Genomic DNA, 15,192 nt, shown 5'->3' with positions numbered 1-15,192 from the left:
GCCGAACCGAACCCGAGAGGATCCTTCGTGGCCGTCGTCACCATGCGCCAGCTGCTCGAGGCCGGTGTCCACTTCGGACACCAGACCCGGCGCTGGAACCCCAAGATGCGTCGCTTCATCTACGGCGAGCGCAACGGCATCTACGTCATCGACCTGCGCCAGACCGTCGGATACATCGAACGGGCCTACTCCTTCACGCGCGACCTCGTCGCCAAGGGTGGCACCGTGATGTTCGTGGGCACCAAGAAGCAGGCCCAGGAAACCATCGAGTGGCAGGCCAACCGCGTCGGCATGCCCTACGTCACGGAACGTTGGATGGGCGGCATGCTCACCAACTTCCAGACCATCAAGGGCCGCGTCGCCCGGCTCAAGGAGCTCGAGGCCATGGAGGCCTCCGGCACCTTCGAACTGCTGCCCAAGAAGGAGGTCCTGCAGCTCAATCGTGAGCACGAGAAGCTGCAGAACACCCTCGGCGGCATCCGCGAGATGGGCAAGCTGCCCGACGCGATCTGGGTCGTCGACACCGTCATCGAGGAGATCGCGGTCAAGGAAGCCAACCGCCTCAAGATCCCGGTGGTCGGCATCCTCGACACCAACTGCGACCCCGATCTGGTCCAGTACCCGATCCCCGGCAACGACGACGCGATCCGCAGCTCTGCGCTGTTGACCCGCATCATCGCCGACGCGTGCGCCGACGGGCTGCTGCTCCGGGCGTCGCGCTCGCCCGACGAGGAGCTGCGTGTGCAGGCCATGCAGGCGGCCGCGTCCGCCGGTGGCGGCCTCGACGTCTCCGAGCCCAAGGCGGAGTGGGAGATCGAGCTCGAGCGCCAGCAGGCCCAGGAGCAGGCCAGCAAGGCCAGCGCCGGCGACGCCCCGGGGGCCAACGCCCCTGCTGCCGACGCTCCTGCTGCCGACGCTCCTGCTGCCGACGCTCCGGCTTCCGACGCTCCGGCTTCCGACGCTCCTGCTGCCGATGCTCCGGCTTCCGACGCCCCCGCGGCGGACGCCCCTGCCGAGGACGGCAGCACCGGCGCCTGAAGTCGCCTCGCGACGCCGGTGTCCCGTTCCCCGACGGCCGCCGGCGTCGCCGCCCTGCACATGTACGCCGGCGTCGCCCCCGCTGGGCGACGCCGACCAGACGGATCAGGAAGGAACAGCCGTGGCCGTGACCGCTGCTGACGTCAAGAAGCTGCGCGAGCTCACCAACGCGCCGATGATGGCCTGCAAGAAGGCCCTCGACGACGCCGACGGGAACTTCGAGAAGGCCGCCGAGCTCGTCCGCGAGCGCACCGGTGCCAAGATGGACGCCCGCGCCGCCGAGCGCACCGCGTCCGAGGGCTTCGTCCACGCCTACCTGCACACCCCGACCCCGGGCATGCCGCCCAAGGTCGGCGTGATGCTGCAGCTGTCGTGCGAGACCGACTTCGTGGCCAAGAACGAGCAGTTCCAGAAGCTCGCCAAGGACCTCGCGATGCACATCGCGGCCGTGAAGCCCATGGTCGTCCGCGAGGACCAGGTGGACCCCGCGCTCCTCGAGAAGGAGAAGGAGTTCGCCCGCAAGGAAGCGCTCGAGCAGGGCAAGCCCGAGAACATCGTCGACCGGATCGTCGAGGGCAAGGTCAAGAAGGTCTACGAGGACTGGGTGCTGCTCAACCAGCCCTTCGTCCTGGACCCCGACAAGACCGTCCAGCAGAAGATCGTCGACGTGCAGGGCATCCTCGGGGAGAAGATCGAGGTCGCTCGCTTCGCCCGCTACGAGGTCGGCGCCTGACCCGTCGCGTTCCCACGCAACCACGACGCCCCCGGCTCCGCTCGCCGGGGGCGTCGCGCGTCGGCGCGCGGCCGTCCGGGCGGACCGGTGGTGGTCGCTAGGCTGTCGACCCGGCCAGCCCTGCCGACCGGGAGCCTGTCGTGACCAACCGCACCCCCTACAAGCGCGTGCTCCTGAAGCTCTCCGGCGAGGCGTTCTCCGACCCGAAGGTCAAGGGCGGCATCGACCCGTCGATCGTCCGCCAGGTCGCCCGGGAGATCGCCGACCTGCAGGCCTCCGACGGCACCGAGATCGGCATCGTCGTCGGTGGCGGCAACATCTTCCGTGGCAACTCGCTGTCCGCGACCGGCATGGACCGCAGCAGCGCCGACCACATGGGCATGCTCGCCACCGTCATCAACGCCCTCGCCCTGCAGGACGCGCTCGAGAAGGCCGGTGCCGAGACCCGGGTGCAGTCCGCCGTGTCGATGCAGGAACTCGCCGAGCCCTACATCCGGCGTCGCGCCATGCGCCACCTCGAGAAGGGCCGCGTCGTCATCTTCGCGGCCGGCCTCGGCGCGCCCTACTTCACCACCGACACCACGGCCGCGCAGCGGGCACTGGAGATCGGTGCCGAGGCCATCCTCAAGGGGACCGGCGTCGACGGCGTCTACGACAGCGACCCCAAGGTCAACCCCGACGCCACCCGCTACGACGAGATCGCCGCGATGTCGGCGCTCAACCAGGGCCTCGGGGTGATGGACGCCACCGCCATCTCGCTGTGCATGGACAACGGCATGCCGATCGTGGTCTTCGAGCTGCTGTGCGAGGGCAACATCCGCCGGGTCGTGAGGGGCGAACCGGTCGGCACGCTGGTGACCGCCGAGCGGGAGTGACCGGCGCCGCGGCGACCGCGACCGCTCCACGACACCTACGATCGCCGGGCGAGCCCGCCCGCACACGACAGGGACACCCATGAGCCTCGACGACATCGCCCTCGACGCCGAGTACCGGATGGACCAGGCGGTGGACAAGGTCGGCCAGGACTTCGGCTCGATCCGTACCGGCCGCGCGAACCCCCAGCTGCTCAATCGCATCCAGGTCGACTACTACGGCGCGCCGACCCCCCTGCAGCAGCTCGCGAACTTCTCGGTGCCCGAACCGCGGATCCTCGTCGTCAACCCGTTCGACAAGGGCTCGGTCAACCAGATCGAGAAGGCGATCCGCGAGTCCGACCTCGGCCTGAACCCGTCCTCCGACGGCGGGACCATCCGGTGCGTGTTCCCCGAGCTCACCGAGGAACGGCGCAAGGACTTCATCCGCATGGCCAAGCAGGCCGCCGAGGACGGCAAGGTCGCCGTGCGCAACGTGCGCCGCAACGCCCGCGACCAGATGCAGAAGCTCGAGGACAGCGGCGAGGTGGGCCAGGACGAGCACGACCGCTACGCCAAGCAGCTCGAGGAGCTCACCGCCCAGCACGTCGCCAAGATCGACAAGCTGCTCGAACAGAAGGAGAAGGACCTCCTCGAGGTCTGAGCCCGTGTCGGACGCCACCGAACCGTCGTCGGACGGCACCAGCCCGTCCTCGACGACGCGTCGACGCATCGTCGGCGGACGCGATCTGCCGCAGGCGATCGCCGTCGGGGCGCTGCTCGCCTTCCTCTTCCTCGGCTCGCTGGTGTGGCACCCGGCCGCCTTCACGATCGTCGTCGGTGGCCTGACCGTCATCGGCTACGTGGAGACCGGACGGGTCCTGCGCACCGTCGACCTGCACCTCGAGGTCGCGGTCGCCGTCGTGGCCACCCTCGTGATGCTGTTCGGCGCGTACCAGGCCGGGCACGCCGGCCAGGCCGTCGGCGTCGCCGTGCTGCTCGTCGGCGGCATCCTCGCCCAGCTCGCCGACGGTGGACGCCAGGACGTCGTGCGCACGCTGGGGGTCACCACCCTGCTCGGGTTGTGGGTGGGTTTCCTGGCCTCCTACGCCGTCCTGCTCGTCAACCGGCCCAGCGGCGGGACGCTCGTCGGGTTCGCCGTCGTCGGCGCGGCCATCTTCACCGACATCGGCGGGTACGCCTTCGGGGTCGCCGTCGGTCGCCACCGGATCGCGCCCTCGGTCAGCCCCAACAAGACCTGGGAGGGGCTGCTCGGCGGCGTGCTGACCTGCGTCGTGCTGCTGGCCGTGCTGCTGCCGCGATTCGGTGGGCTGTTCACCTGGCAGACCGCCGCCGTCCTGGGTGCCGCCTGCGGCGTGGCCTCGTTCGTCGGCGACCTGACCGAGTCGATGATCAAGCGCGACCTCGGCGTGAAGGACCTCGGCGAGGTGCTCCCCGGCCACGGCGGCGTGCTCGACCGGGTCGACGGCATCCTGCTGGCCCTCCCCGTCGGCTACTACGTCGTGGAACTGCTGGTCTGACCCGCGCTGCTGGCGGCCGCTCGTCGGCAGGGTGGGGGAGCGGGTGGTCCCCGCCGCCCGGCGCGCCACCGCGCTTCGCGCCTCGCGGTCGTCGCCGGGCGACGACGCGGTGCCACACGTGGTCGGCTGTCGTACCCTGCTGGCTCGGCGTGGTCCCACGTCGTCGATCGCCCGCTGTCCGAGGTCGTGAAACGTGTCCGAGTCCGCCGCCGTCGACCCGTACGCGCTCTCGCGTGACGAGCTGACCGCGTTGCTGGCCGACCTCGACCAGCCGCGCTACCGCGCCGACCAGCTGCACGCCTGGCTGGTGCGTGGCATCGACGACCCACAGGAGATGACCGACCTGCCCGTGGCGTTGCGCGAGCAGCTCGCCGAGCGCTTCGCACCCGCCCGACCCGAGCTCGTCGCGCACACCGTCGCCGACGACGGCCACACCCACAAGCTGCTGCTGCGCTACCCGGACGGTGAGGCGATCGAGACCGTCCTGATGCTCTACCCGAAGCGTGCGACGGTGTGCATCTCCACCCAGGCCGGTTGTGCCATGGGCTGCCCGTTCTGCGCGACCGGCCAGGCCGGGTTCCGGCGTCAGCTCACCGCGGGCGAGGTCGTGCGCCAGGTCGTGGTCGCCGACGCGGCGCTGCGCGGCGGCGGCATCGGCGACCAGCAGATCCCCGACGGCGCCCCCGACCACGTCACGAACGTGGTCTTCATGGGCATGGGGGAGCCGCTGGCCAACCTGTCGGCGACGTTGGCGACGGTGCGTTGGCTGCACGACCCCGACGGCTTCAACCTCTCGGCGCGTGGCATCACCGTCTCCACGGTCGGGCTGGTCCCGGGCATCCGCAAGCTCGCCGACCTCGGTCTGCCGTTGACGCTGGCGGTGAGCCTGCACGCCGCCACCGACGACCTGCGCGACGAGCTCGTGCCGGTCAACGTCAGCCATCCGCTGGCCGAGCTCGAGGCGACCGTGCGCGAGTACCGCGAGCGCACCAACCGGCGTGTCACCATCGAGTGGTGCCTGATCGGCGACGTCAACGACGACGACCGCCAGGCCGACGAGCTGGCCCGCATCGCCCGCCGCCTGCGCGCCCACGTCAACGTGATCCCGATGAACCCGACCCCGGGCGTGCGCTGGAAGGAACCCTCGCGAGGGCGCACCAGGGCGTTCGTCGACCGGGTCCGTCGCGGTGGGGTGGAGATCACCCTGCGCGACACCCGCGGACGTGACGCCGACGCCGCCTGCGGGCAGCTGTTGGCCACGTACACGCTCGGCGCCGGCAGTCGACTGCCGGCCGCCGTCGGGGCGGCGGACCGTGTGGACCTGCTCCAGGTTCCCGACGGACCGCGTCCGTGACCCGCCGTCGCGTGGTCCTGCTCGGCGCCACCGGCTCGATCGGCACGCAGGCCCTCGAGGTCGTGCGCGCCCATCCCGAGCGCTTCGAGGTCGTCGGGCTCGCCGCCGGACGCGACGCCGCCGCCGTGTCGGCCCAGGCACGCGACCTCGGGGTGCGCACGGTCGCCCTCGCCGACGTCGAGGCGGCCCGCACCCTGCGTGCCGAGCGTCCCGACCTCGAGGTGCTCGACGGCACCGCGGGGGTCGCCGAACTCGCGCGCCTCGACGCCGACCTGGTGCTCAACGGCATCACCGGCGCCGTCGGTCTCGAGCCGACGCTGGCCGCCCTGCACGCCGGCACGCCCGTCGGGCTCGCCAACAAGGAGAGCCTGATCGTCGGTGGCGAGCTGGTGGTCGCGGCCGCCGAGGCCGCCGGTGGTCGCGAGAGCCACCTCGTCCCCGTCGACTCGGAGCACTCGGCCCTCGCGCAGTGCCTGCGTGGCGGACGTCGCGACGAGGTCGGCCGGCTCGTGCTCACCGCCAGCGGCGGACCGTTCCGGGGCCGCACCGCCGACGAGTTGCGCGAGGTCACCGTCGACGACGCCCTGGCGCACCCGACCTGGGCGATGGGGCCGGTCATCACCTGCAACTCGGCGACCCTGATGAACAAGGGACACGAGCTGATCGAGGCCCACGAGCTGTTCGGCATCCCGTGGGACCGGCTCGACGTCGTGGTCCATCCCCAGTCGGTGGTGCACTCGATGGTCGAGTTCGTCGACGGCTCCACGCTCGCGCAGCTCTCGCCGCCCGACATGCGCCTGCCGATCCAGCTCGCGCTGGCCTGGCCGGAGCGGCTCCCGCACGCGTTCACCGCCTGTGACTGGACGCAGCCGTCACAGCTGACGTTCGAGCCGGTCGACCGCGAGACGTTCCGTGCCCTGGACCTGGCCGAGTTCGCCGGACGGCGCCGCGGGACCTGGCCGGCCGTCCTCAACGCCGCCAACGAGGTCGCCGTGGACCACTTCTTCGCCGGTCGGCTCGGCTTCCTCGCCATCCCCGAGCTGGTCGAGCGCACCCTCGAGGCCTGGGGGGCGACCTCGCCAGGTCACCCGCGGGACCTGGACGACGTGCTTGCCGCCGACGCCTGGGCGCGGCGCTTCGCCGGCCAGCCGCGCAACGTCTCGCCGAGCGTCGACGGAGGTTCGACATGAGCGGTGGAACCGCCATCACCGTGTTCGTCGTGAGCATCATCGTGGCGATCATGATCCACGAGGCCGGTCACTTCCTGACCGCCCGCTGGTTCGGGATGCGGGCCGAGCGGTACTTCCTCGGCTTCGGTCCCACGCTGTGGTCGACGCGCCGCGGCGAGACCGAGTACGGCGTCAAGGCGCTGCCGCTGGGTGGGTTCGTCAGCATCAAGGGGATGTCCCCGCTCGACGAGCGGCTGGCGCCGGTCGCCGACCAGGCCTTCGATCCGGCGGCCGTGGCCGAGGACCGCACCCGCGAGGTCGAGCTCGTGCCCGCCGGCGCCAGCGGGGTGGGGGAGGGACTGCCGCCCGACACCTGGCGACGGCTCGAGGACGAGTTGCGCCGACGCGGTGCGGGGCGGGAGCTGACCGAACGCCTCGTGCAGCGCACCCGCCTCAACCTCGGATCGAGCAGCGACCTCGGACTCGCGCGCTCGGTGTTCGCCGAGGTCGTCACCGGCGAGGTCAGCGACACCGGCCGGGTCGGGGACCTCCATCACCGCATCATGGAGGGCGACCGCGGCCGCTTCTTCGCCGACCGCCCGGCCTGGCAGCGCGCGATCGTGCTCGTGGCCGGATCGGTGATGCACTTCCTGATCGCGATCGTCGTCCTGCTCGGGATGTTCCTGTTCCTGCCGCAGCCGACCGGCGAGATCGGCACGACCGTGGACACGGTCGTCGCGGGACAGCCCGCCGACCGTGGGGGGTTGCAGGCCGGTGACCGGATCCTGGCGGTGCAGGGCGTGGCGTCCGACGACTACCTCGAACTGCGCGAGGTGATCCGCGACCGGCCGGGTCAGCCCACCGAGTTCGTCGTGTCGCGCGACGGCGCGGAGCTCGCGCTGACGATCACGCCGGCCGAGGCGACCGATCCGGAGTCCGGCGAGACGATCGGTCAGGTCGGGTTCCTGCCGGCCGAGATCACCGAGCGCTACTCGGTCAGCCGGGCCATCGAGGAGTCCTTCGTCGGTCCGGTCGGGTTCGTCACCCTGTTCGTGGCCTCGCTGACCGGCCTGGCCACCGTGTTCTCGCCCGCGGGGCTGGCCAACCTGCTCTCGCAGGCGTCGGGCACCGAGGACCGCGCCGTCGACGGGGCCGTGTCGCTGGTCGGTGCCGCGTCGCTGGCCGGACAGGCCAGCGCCGGGGTCCGCGGCCTGCTGACGCTGCTGCTGCTGATCGTCTCGGTCAACGTGTTCATCGGCATCTTCAACCTGGTGCCGCTCCCGCCGCTCGACGGTGGGCACCTCGCCGTGCTCGGCATCGAGCGCAGCGTCAACGCCGTGCGACGGGTCCGGGGACAGCCGCAGGACTTCAGCGTCGACCCCCGGGCGGTGGCTGCGGTCGCGGTACCGGTGCTCGCGGTCCTCGGCGTGGTGTTCGTGGCGTTGTTGTGGCTGGACATCACCAACCCGATCCGCCTGCCGGGATGACCGCGTCCCGGCATCCCGCCGGGGGCGGGCACCGAACCCGTCGGAACCGCCCGGGGTACCGTGGCGGCCTGACGCCCTCCGCGTTCGTCCGGAGTTCCACGTGACCACGCAGCTGCCCATCGTCTCCTCCGCGCCGGCGCCGGCACCCACCGGCCCGACCCGTCGTGCGACCCGCAAGATCACCCTCGGCCCGATCGAGGTCGGTGGGGACGCGCCGGTCAGCGTGCAGACCATGACCGTGACGCCCACCCACGAGGCGGACCTCACCCTGCAGGCGATCGCGGCGGCGCAGGCCGCCGGTGCCGACGCCGTGCGCGTCGCCGTGCCCCGCAAGGAGGACGCCGAGGCGCTCGCGCGCATCGCCGAGCACGCCCGCATCCCGGTCATCGCCGACATCCACTTCCAGTGGAAGTACGCGGTCATGGCGATCGAGGCCGGCTGCGCCGGCGTGCGCATCAACCCGGGCAACATCAAGAAGCACGACAAGGTCGCGCTGCTGGGTCGGCTGGCGGCCGAGGCGGGCGTCGCCATCCGCATCGGCGTCAACGGCGGCTCGCTCGAGCAGGAGGTCCTCGACGAGTTCGGCGGTCCGACGCCCGAGGCGATGGTCGAGTCGGCGCTGCGCGAGGTCCGGCTGCTCGAGGACGTCGACTTCTTCAACACCAAGATCTCGGTCAAGCACTCCGACCCGTGGACCATGATCCGCACCTACCGGCTGCTCGCGGAGCGCTGCGACTACCCGCTGCACCTCGGCGTCACCGAGGCCGGGCCGCTCAAGTCGGGGTCGATCAAGTCGGCGGTCGGCATCGGTGCGCTGCTGGCCGAGGGCATCGGCGACACCATCCGCGTGTCGCTGTCGGCCGACCCCGTCGAGGAGGTCAAGGCCGGCATCGCCATCCTCGAGTCGCTGCACCTGCGCGAGCGGGGGCTCGACGTCGTGTCCTGCCCGTCGTGCGGGCGCGCCCAGGTCGACGTTTGGACGTTGGCGGAGGACGTGCAGAAGGGGCTCGAGGGCCGGATCGACGTCCCGCTGCGGGTCGCGGTCATGGGTTGCGTCGTCAACGGTCCCGGCGAGGCCCGCGAGGCGGACCTCGGTGTCGCCGCCGGCAACGGCAAGGGCGAGATCATCCAGAAGGGGGAGCGCATCGCCACGGTGCGCGAGGAGGACATCGTCGAGGCGATGATCCACTACGCCACGGAGATGGCCGAGGAGATCCGCGCCGAGCGTGGTTCGGGGATGCCCACCGTCAACGCCTGACCGTCCCTGCAACGACGCGAGGCCGACGACCACGCCCCGTGGCGTCCACCCGGCGTTGCTGGTACGTTCGACGACCCAACCTACGCGTCGCATGCGCCGGTCGGCCCTCTGGGCCGGCCGTCTTCGTGAGACGCACCGTCCTGCGGGCCGACCGCCCGGCCGGTACGGCAGGGGACGACGACCACGACCGACCCGCAGGGGGTGACATGGCCACGACGGACGAGGCGCGACTTCCCGAGCGCGTCCGGGAGTTGGCATCCCCGCTGGCCGACGACCTCGACGTGGAACTCGTCGACGTGGAGGTCAAGGGGTCCGGTACCCGACGGCTCGTGCGCCTGGTCGCCGACGCCGAGGGTGGCCTCGACGTCGACGTGATCGCGGCGCTCTCGCGACGGGTCGGCTCGGCGCTCGACGAGCGCGACCTGATCCCGTCGAGCTACACGCTGGAGGTCACCTCCCCGGGTGTAGACCGTCCGCTGCGGCGTCCGCGCGACTTCGCCCGCAACGTCGGGCGCGAGGTCCGCCTCGTGCGCGAGCAGGACGCGCCGGGGGACCGCGAGGTGACCGGAACGGTGGTCGTGGCCGACGACAGCAGCGTGACGCTGGAGGTCGACGGGGACGAGGTCGTGGTCCCGCTCGCCGACATCGACCACGGCAAGGTGGTCCTGCCGTGGTGAAGCGGACGGGTACGAGCAGTGAGGAGGTAGGCGAATGAAGATCGACATCGACGCCCTGCGCCAGATCGAGCGCGAGAAGGGCATCGACTTCCTCACGGTGGTCGAGGCGTTCGAGACCGCGATGTCCTCGGCGTACAAGCGCTCCCCGAACGCGTCCGCCGACGAGGCGCGCGTGACGGTCGACCGCACGACCGGCGAGGTGGCCCTGTTCGCCCAGGAGCTCGACGACGAGGGCAACATCGTCTCCGAGTGGCGCGAGGAGCCCAAGGACTTCGGCCGCATCGTGGCGCAGACCGCCAAGCAGGTGCTCCTCCAGCGCCTGCGCGAGGCCGAGCGCGAGGTCACCTACGGCGAGTTCGTCGGTCGCGAGGGCGACATCGTGTCGGGCCAGATCAGCCAGCAGGGCAACGTGACCCTGATCGAGCTGGGTCGCACCGAGGCGCTGCTGCCCTACGCCGAGCAGATCCCCAACGAGCGGCTCGAGCACGGCGCCCACACCCGGGCGGTCGTGATCGAGGTCCGCAAGCAGGCGCGCGGGGCGCAGATCGTCGCCTCGCGCACCCACCCGGCGCTCGTCGTCGGCCTGTTCGCCCTCGAGGTGCCCGAGATCGAGGAGGGCATCGTCGAGATCAAGGGGATCGCCCGCGAGGCCGGCCACCGCACCAAGGTCGCCGTCATGAGCAACGACGCCAACGTCGACGCGGTCGGCGCGTGCGTCGGCCCCGGCGGCCAGCGTGCCCGGGCGGTCCAGAAGGAACTCCACGCCGACGAGCTCGAGCGCATCGACATCGTCCGCTGGGCCGACGAGCCCGAGGACGTGGTCGCCAACGCCCTGTCGCCGGCCAAGGTCAGCAACGTCTACCTGTACCCGGACGACGGCACCGCGATGGTGATCGTGCCCGACTACCAGCTGTCGCTGGCGATCGGGCGCGAGGGCCAGAACGCCCGGCTCGCCGCCCGACTGACGGGGTGGCGCATCGACATCAAGTCCGAGACGCAGTTCGCCGAGGAGCAGCGCGCCTTCCAGGAGGCGTTCGACCAGGGGCTCATCGACGAGTACGGCAATCCGCTGTCCGCCGAGGGCGAGGCTGCCATCGAGGCTGCGGTGCAGACCGCCGAGGCGGCCCGTCAGACCGCCCTCGACGAGGGCGAGCAGCCCGGTGCCGCGGGCGACGCCGCACCGGCAGCAACCGAGGAGTCGGGCGCCTAGCGCCAGGGACCGCACGTGGTACCGCTCCGGCGGATCCGCGTGCTGCCACGCCCGGTTCCGGACGTCCCGAACCAATGTCCGGGCAGCCAGGTCGAACCAGCAGCCGTCGAGGAAGTACCCTTGTCGCGCGAAGCCTCCCGTCAACCGGTCCGGACCTGTGTTGCCTGCCGTACCGCGCGCCCCCAGCGTGAGCTGCTGCGGTTGGCCCGGACACCCGACGGAATCCGTTTCGACACGAGTTGGCGCCTGCCCGGCCGGGGCGCCCATCTCTGCCCCGATCCCCGTTGCCTCGAGGTCGCCGCACGCCGTGGCGCCGCCGCACTCCGGCGCGCGCTCCGCGGCGGCTCCGAGGCAGAGGTGCTCGCGGCACTCGCGGCGATCCGCGACGACGGCCACACGATCAGCGCCCAAGGCGACGGCCCCGCGACGGGGTCCGACGAAGACGTGCAGCAGCACCAGGTGCCGGACGGCACCGTGAGGAGCGAGAACGCGTGAGCAACAAGGTCCGCGTCTACGAACTGGCGAAGGAAAGCGGCCTCCACAACAAGGAGGTCCTCCGTCGTCTGACCGACCTCGGCGTCGATGCCAGGAGCCACTCCTCGTCCATCTCGGACGGGGACGCGGCGAAGTTCCGGGAATCGCTCGGCAAGACCGAGGCCGAGCGACGTGCCGAGGAAGAGGCCCGGCGACAGCGCGAGCAGGCGGAACTCGAGCGGTACCGCTCGATCCAGGCCGCCGCGCCGCCGGAGGGCAAGAAGGCCGCCAAGGTCCTGCCGCCGCACCTGCGCAAGCAGCAGGAGGAGCAGGAGGCCGCCCGACGTGCCGCACAGGCCGTCCGGCCGTCGGCGCCCGAGGCGCCGGCCGCGGCCGAGCAGCCGTCGACGCCCCAGCCCACCGTCGGTGGGTCGGCAGCCGACCAGCCTGCCTCGACGCCGCCCGCGGCCGACCAGCCGCCTGCGGCCGGTGAGCCCGCGGCCGGTGGCCAGCCCGCGGCCGGGCAGCAGCCCGCCGCCGAGGGCTCGACGCCGCCGGAGGGCCCGGCCACGCCGGCGAGCCCGCCGCAGGCCCCGGCCGCCGATGCCGGTCGCGCGCCGCAGGCAGCCGCCGGCGGCGACGCCGGACGCCGCATGCCGGGTGCGCCACCGCCGCGGCTCAAGCCCGGTGAGGCGCCGCTGCGTCCGCCGTCGCAGCGTGGCCCGGTCCCGCCGCCGAGCGTGACCGGTGGCGGCGTGGCGCCGGTCCGTCGCAGTGAGAGCAGCCTGCCCCAGGAAGGTTCGGGGCGCCGGTCGATCCCGCCGCCGCTGCGCAAGGCGCCGGCGCGTCCGCAGCCCCAGCCGGGTGCTCCCGCCGGACGTGGTGGTCCTGCCGGTGCCGGCCGCGGTGGTCCCGGCGGTGCGCCGGGCGGCAACCGCGGCGGAGCTCCCGGCGGCGCCAACCGCGGCGGTGGCCGCGGGGCTCCGAGCGGGCCCCCGGGCTCGCCCTACCGTCAGCCGGTCGGTCGTGGTGGCCCCGGTGGCGGGCCGGGCGGTGGTCCCGGCGGTCCCGGCGGCGGCCGTGGCGGTCCAAGCGGCCCCGGGGGGACCGGTGGCCCGGGTTCGGGCAAGACCCGGCGCAAGAAGAAGAAGGAGAAGCAGAGTCCGGCCGAGCAGGAGCTCGCGCGTGGGCCGCGGCGTCGTGACGTGCCGATCGAGGACATGATCTCGGTCGAGCGCGTCGAGGTCCTCTCCGGCATCACCGTCGGTGAGCTCGCCGACAAGCTCGGGGTGCCCGGTGCGGCCCTGGTCAAGAAGCTGTTCGAGATGGGCGAGATGGCGACGGTGCAGCAGACGCTGCCCGACGACACCGTCGAGATCATCGGTGCCGACCTCGGCGTCGAGATCTACTTCATGTCCGAGGAGGAGCTCGAGTTCGGCATCGAGACCGCCGACGACCCGGAGAACCTCGAGGGGCGTCCGCCGGTCATCACCGTCATGGGCCACGTCGACCACGGCAAGACGCTGCTGCTCGACGCCATCCGCAACACCGACGTCGTGTCGGGCGAGGCGGGCGGCATCACGCAGCACATCGGCGCGTACCAGATCAGCAAGGACGGGCGTCTGATCACCTTCATCGACACCCCGGGTCACGAGGCCTTCACGGCCATGCGTGCCCGCGGTGCCCAGGTGACCGACGTGACCATCCTGGTGGTCGCCGCCAACGACGGCGTCATGCCCCAGACCCGGGAGGCCATCGCCCACGCGAAGGCCGCCGAGGTCCCGATGGTGGTCGCGATCAACAAGGTCGACCTCGAGGGTGCCGACCCGATCCGCGTCAAGACGCAGCTGACCGAGCACGACGTCGTCGCCGAGGACTTCGGTGGCGAGGTGCCCATGGTCGAGGTCTCGGCCAAGACCGGGCAGGGGCTCGACGAGCTGCTCGAGGTGGTGCTGCTGCAGGCCGACCTGCTCGAGCTGCAGGCCAACCCGGACAAGGACGCCCGCGGTCGTGTCGTCGAGGCCCACCTCGACAAGGGACGCGGTCCGGTCGCCACGGTGCTGGTGCAGAACGGCACCCTGCGCCGCGGCGACATCCTGGTCGCCGGCACCGCCGACGGCAAGATCCGTGCCATGTTCGACGAGAACGGCAACCAGGTCGACGAGGCCCTGCCGGCCCGTCCGGTGCAGATCATCGGCCTCAACGACGTACCGGAGGCCGGCGACGAGTTCCGTGTCGTGGACGCGGAGCGCTTCGCCCGCGACGTGGCCGAACGCCGCTCCGCGCGCGAGCGGCGCAAGGAGCTCGCCGACCGTCGGCCGAGCACCCTCGAGGAGTTCACCTCCGCGGTCCAGGCCGGCGACAAGGCGACCCTCAACGTCATCATCAAGGCCGACGTGTCCGGGTCCGCCGAGGCGCTCGAGGACGCCCTGCTCAAGCTGGAGCTCGACGAGGTCCAGGTGCGGGTCATCCAGAAGGGCGTCGGTGCGATCACGCAGGGCGACGTCCGGCTCGCCGAGGCCTCGGACGCGATCATCGTGGCGTTCAACGTCCGTCCGGGCCCCAACGCCCGCGACGAGATCGACCGCTCCGGCGTCGACGTCCGCACCTACCGCATCATCTACGAGGCGATCGAGGACATCGAACGCGCCGTCAAGGGTCTGCTCGCGCCCGAGTTCCGCGAGCAGATCATCGGCGAGGCCGAGGTCCGCGAGATCTTCAAGGTCCCGCGTGCGGGGTTCGTCTTCGGGTGCATGGTCACCCGCGGCGAGATCCAGCGCGACGCCGGCGTCCGCGTCATCCGTGAGGGTGTCGTGATCGCCGAGGACCGGATGACGTCGCTGCGACGCTTCAAGGACGACGTACGCGAGGTCCGCGAGGGCTTCGAGTGCGGTATCGGCCTCGAGAAGTTCCAGGACGTCAAGGAAGGTGACGTCTTCGAGGCGTACGTGACCGTCGAGGTCGCCCGCGACTGAGGTTGGTCGCCGCCGCCCCGGCCGCACGCGGCCGGGGCGGCGGGAACCACGGCCAGCAGGAGGAGGCCTCCGTGAGCTCCGGGGACGGACGAGTCCACTTCGGGGTCGCGCGGGTGGATCTGCACCTTCCCGGCGTCGACAGCCTCAAGGGCAAGCGCGCGCTGCTCAACCGGGCCAAGTCGGCCCTCGGCAACGAACTCGGCGTCTCGGTGGCCGAGGTCGGCGAACAGGAGCGCTGGCAGCGTGCCGTGCTCGGGGTGGCCGTGGCCGCATCGAGTGCCACCGGGGTCGACCGGGTGCTCGACCGCATCACCGCCGTGCTCGAACGCGACCCGCGCGTCGTCGTGCTCGGTCGTGCCGACCTCGCGGACACCCTCGACGCCGACGCGAGTGGCCTGCCGCCACTTCCCTGAGCATCCCACGCC

At 71.9% G+C, this 15,192-nt stretch carries 14 protein-coding genes; all 14 read left to right on the top strand.

Annotated features, from left to right (window positions below; all coding sequences use genetic code 11):
- The first annotated feature begins 27 nt into the window (after nucleotides 1-27).
- The 14 genes from rpsB to ELR47_RS14295 all read left to right on the top strand — a co-directional run bounded on the left by rpsB (nucleotide 28) and on the right by ELR47_RS14295 (nucleotide 15,180).
- Nucleotides 28-1,038, top strand: coding sequence for a 30S ribosomal protein S2 (gene rpsB / locus ELR47_RS14360; RefSeq protein WP_130650508.1), 1,011 nt, complete (start codon nucleotides 28-30; stop codon nucleotides 1,036-1,038).
- A 127-nt stretch (nucleotides 1,039-1,165) separates the two neighbouring features.
- Complete coding sequence (locus tag ELR47_RS14355) at nucleotides 1,166-1,771, top strand: translation elongation factor Ts (protein WP_205745272.1); 606 nt, start codon at nucleotides 1,166-1,168, stop codon at nucleotides 1,769-1,771.
- A gap of 140 nt (nucleotides 1,772-1,911) precedes the next feature.
- A complete protein-coding gene (gene pyrH, locus ELR47_RS14350; RefSeq protein WP_130650507.1) occupies nucleotides 1,912-2,646 on the top strand; it encodes a UMP kinase in 735 nt (244 codons plus the stop codon).
- Between the two features lie 79 nt (nucleotides 2,647-2,725).
- Nucleotides 2,726-3,286, top strand: a complete 561-nt coding sequence (frr, locus tag ELR47_RS14345) for a ribosome recycling factor (RefSeq protein ID WP_130650506.1) — start codon at nucleotides 2,726-2,728, stop codon at nucleotides 3,284-3,286.
- 4 nt (nucleotides 3,287-3,290) lie between these two features.
- On the top strand, nucleotides 3,291-4,163 hold the full coding sequence (locus tag ELR47_RS14340; protein ID WP_130650505.1) for a phosphatidate cytidylyltransferase: 873 nt from the start codon (nucleotides 3,291-3,293) through the stop codon (nucleotides 4,161-4,163).
- 193 nt (nucleotides 4,164-4,356) lie between these two features.
- Nucleotides 4,357-5,517, top strand: a complete 1,161-nt coding sequence (gene rlmN, locus ELR47_RS14335) for a dual-specificity RNA methyltransferase RlmN (RefSeq protein ID WP_130650504.1) — start codon at nucleotides 4,357-4,359, stop codon at nucleotides 5,515-5,517.
- On the top strand, nucleotides 5,514-6,707 hold the full coding sequence (dxr, locus tag ELR47_RS14330; protein WP_130650503.1) for a 1-deoxy-D-xylulose-5-phosphate reductoisomerase: 1,194 nt from the start codon (nucleotides 5,514-5,516) through the stop codon (nucleotides 6,705-6,707). Before rlmN ends, dxr begins: the two co-directional genes overlap by 4 nt.
- Nucleotides 6,704-8,173, top strand: a complete 1,470-nt coding sequence (locus tag ELR47_RS14325) for a M50 family metallopeptidase (RefSeq protein ID WP_130650502.1) — start codon at nucleotides 6,704-6,706, stop codon at nucleotides 8,171-8,173. Before dxr ends, ELR47_RS14325 begins: the two co-directional genes overlap by 4 nt.
- Nucleotides 8,174-8,273: 100 nt before the next feature.
- Nucleotides 8,274-9,431: a flavodoxin-dependent (E)-4-hydroxy-3-methylbut-2-enyl-diphosphate synthase gene (gene ispG / locus ELR47_RS14320; RefSeq protein ID WP_188584405.1), complete on the top strand. Its 1,158-nt coding sequence runs from the start codon at nucleotides 8,274-8,276 to the stop codon at nucleotides 9,429-9,431.
- 206 nt (nucleotides 9,432-9,637) lie between these two features.
- A complete protein-coding gene (locus ELR47_RS14315; protein ID WP_130650501.1) occupies nucleotides 9,638-10,108 on the top strand; it encodes a ribosome maturation factor RimP in 471 nt (156 codons plus the stop codon).
- A gap of 34 nt (nucleotides 10,109-10,142) precedes the next feature.
- Nucleotides 10,143-11,318 (top strand): transcription termination factor NusA, encoded by a 1,176-nt coding sequence (nusA, locus tag ELR47_RS14310; protein ID WP_130650500.1) that lies wholly within the window; start codon nucleotides 10,143-10,145, stop codon nucleotides 11,316-11,318.
- A 120-nt stretch (nucleotides 11,319-11,438) separates the two neighbouring features.
- Nucleotides 11,439-11,813 carry a YlxR family protein gene (locus ELR47_RS14305; protein WP_130650499.1) on the top strand — a complete coding sequence of 125 codons (375 nt, stop codon included), beginning with the start codon at nucleotides 11,439-11,441 and terminating at the stop codon, nucleotides 11,811-11,813.
- A complete protein-coding gene (gene infB, locus ELR47_RS14300; protein WP_130650498.1) occupies nucleotides 11,810-14,767 on the top strand; it encodes a translation initiation factor IF-2 in 2,958 nt (985 codons plus the stop codon). Before ELR47_RS14305 ends, infB begins: the two co-directional genes overlap by 4 nt.
- A 71-nt stretch (nucleotides 14,768-14,838) precedes the next feature.
- Nucleotides 14,839-15,180 carry a DUF503 domain-containing protein gene (locus ELR47_RS14295; protein ID WP_165404103.1) on the top strand — a complete coding sequence of 114 codons (342 nt, stop codon included), beginning with the start codon at nucleotides 14,839-14,841 and terminating at the stop codon, nucleotides 15,178-15,180.
- Nucleotides 15,181-15,192 lie beyond the last annotated feature (12 nt).

It is taken from the genome of Egicoccus halophilus (genome assembly GCF_004300825.1).
In the GTDB taxonomy this organism is placed as follows: Bacteria; Actinomycetota; Nitriliruptoria; order Nitriliruptorales; family Nitriliruptoraceae; genus Egicoccus; species Egicoccus halophilus.
The sequence above is the reverse complement of the archived record's forward strand: the minus strand, read 5'-3'. Positions and strand labels throughout refer to the sequence as shown.

Coding starts and splice junctions, on each gene's coding strand:
- nusA (WP_130650500.1), top strand. CDS start 10,143: ATGAAGATCGACATCGACGCCCTGCGCCAGATCGAGCGCGAGAAGGGC.
- ELR47_RS14325 (WP_130650502.1), top strand. CDS start 6,704: ATGAGCGGTGGAACCGCCATCACCGTGTTCGTCGTGAGCATCATCGTG.
- frr (WP_130650506.1), top strand. CDS start 2,726: ATGAGCCTCGACGACATCGCCCTCGACGCCGAGTACCGGATGGACCAG.
- ELR47_RS14315 (WP_130650501.1), top strand. CDS start 9,638: ATGGCCACGACGGACGAGGCGCGACTTCCCGAGCGCGTCCGGGAGTTG.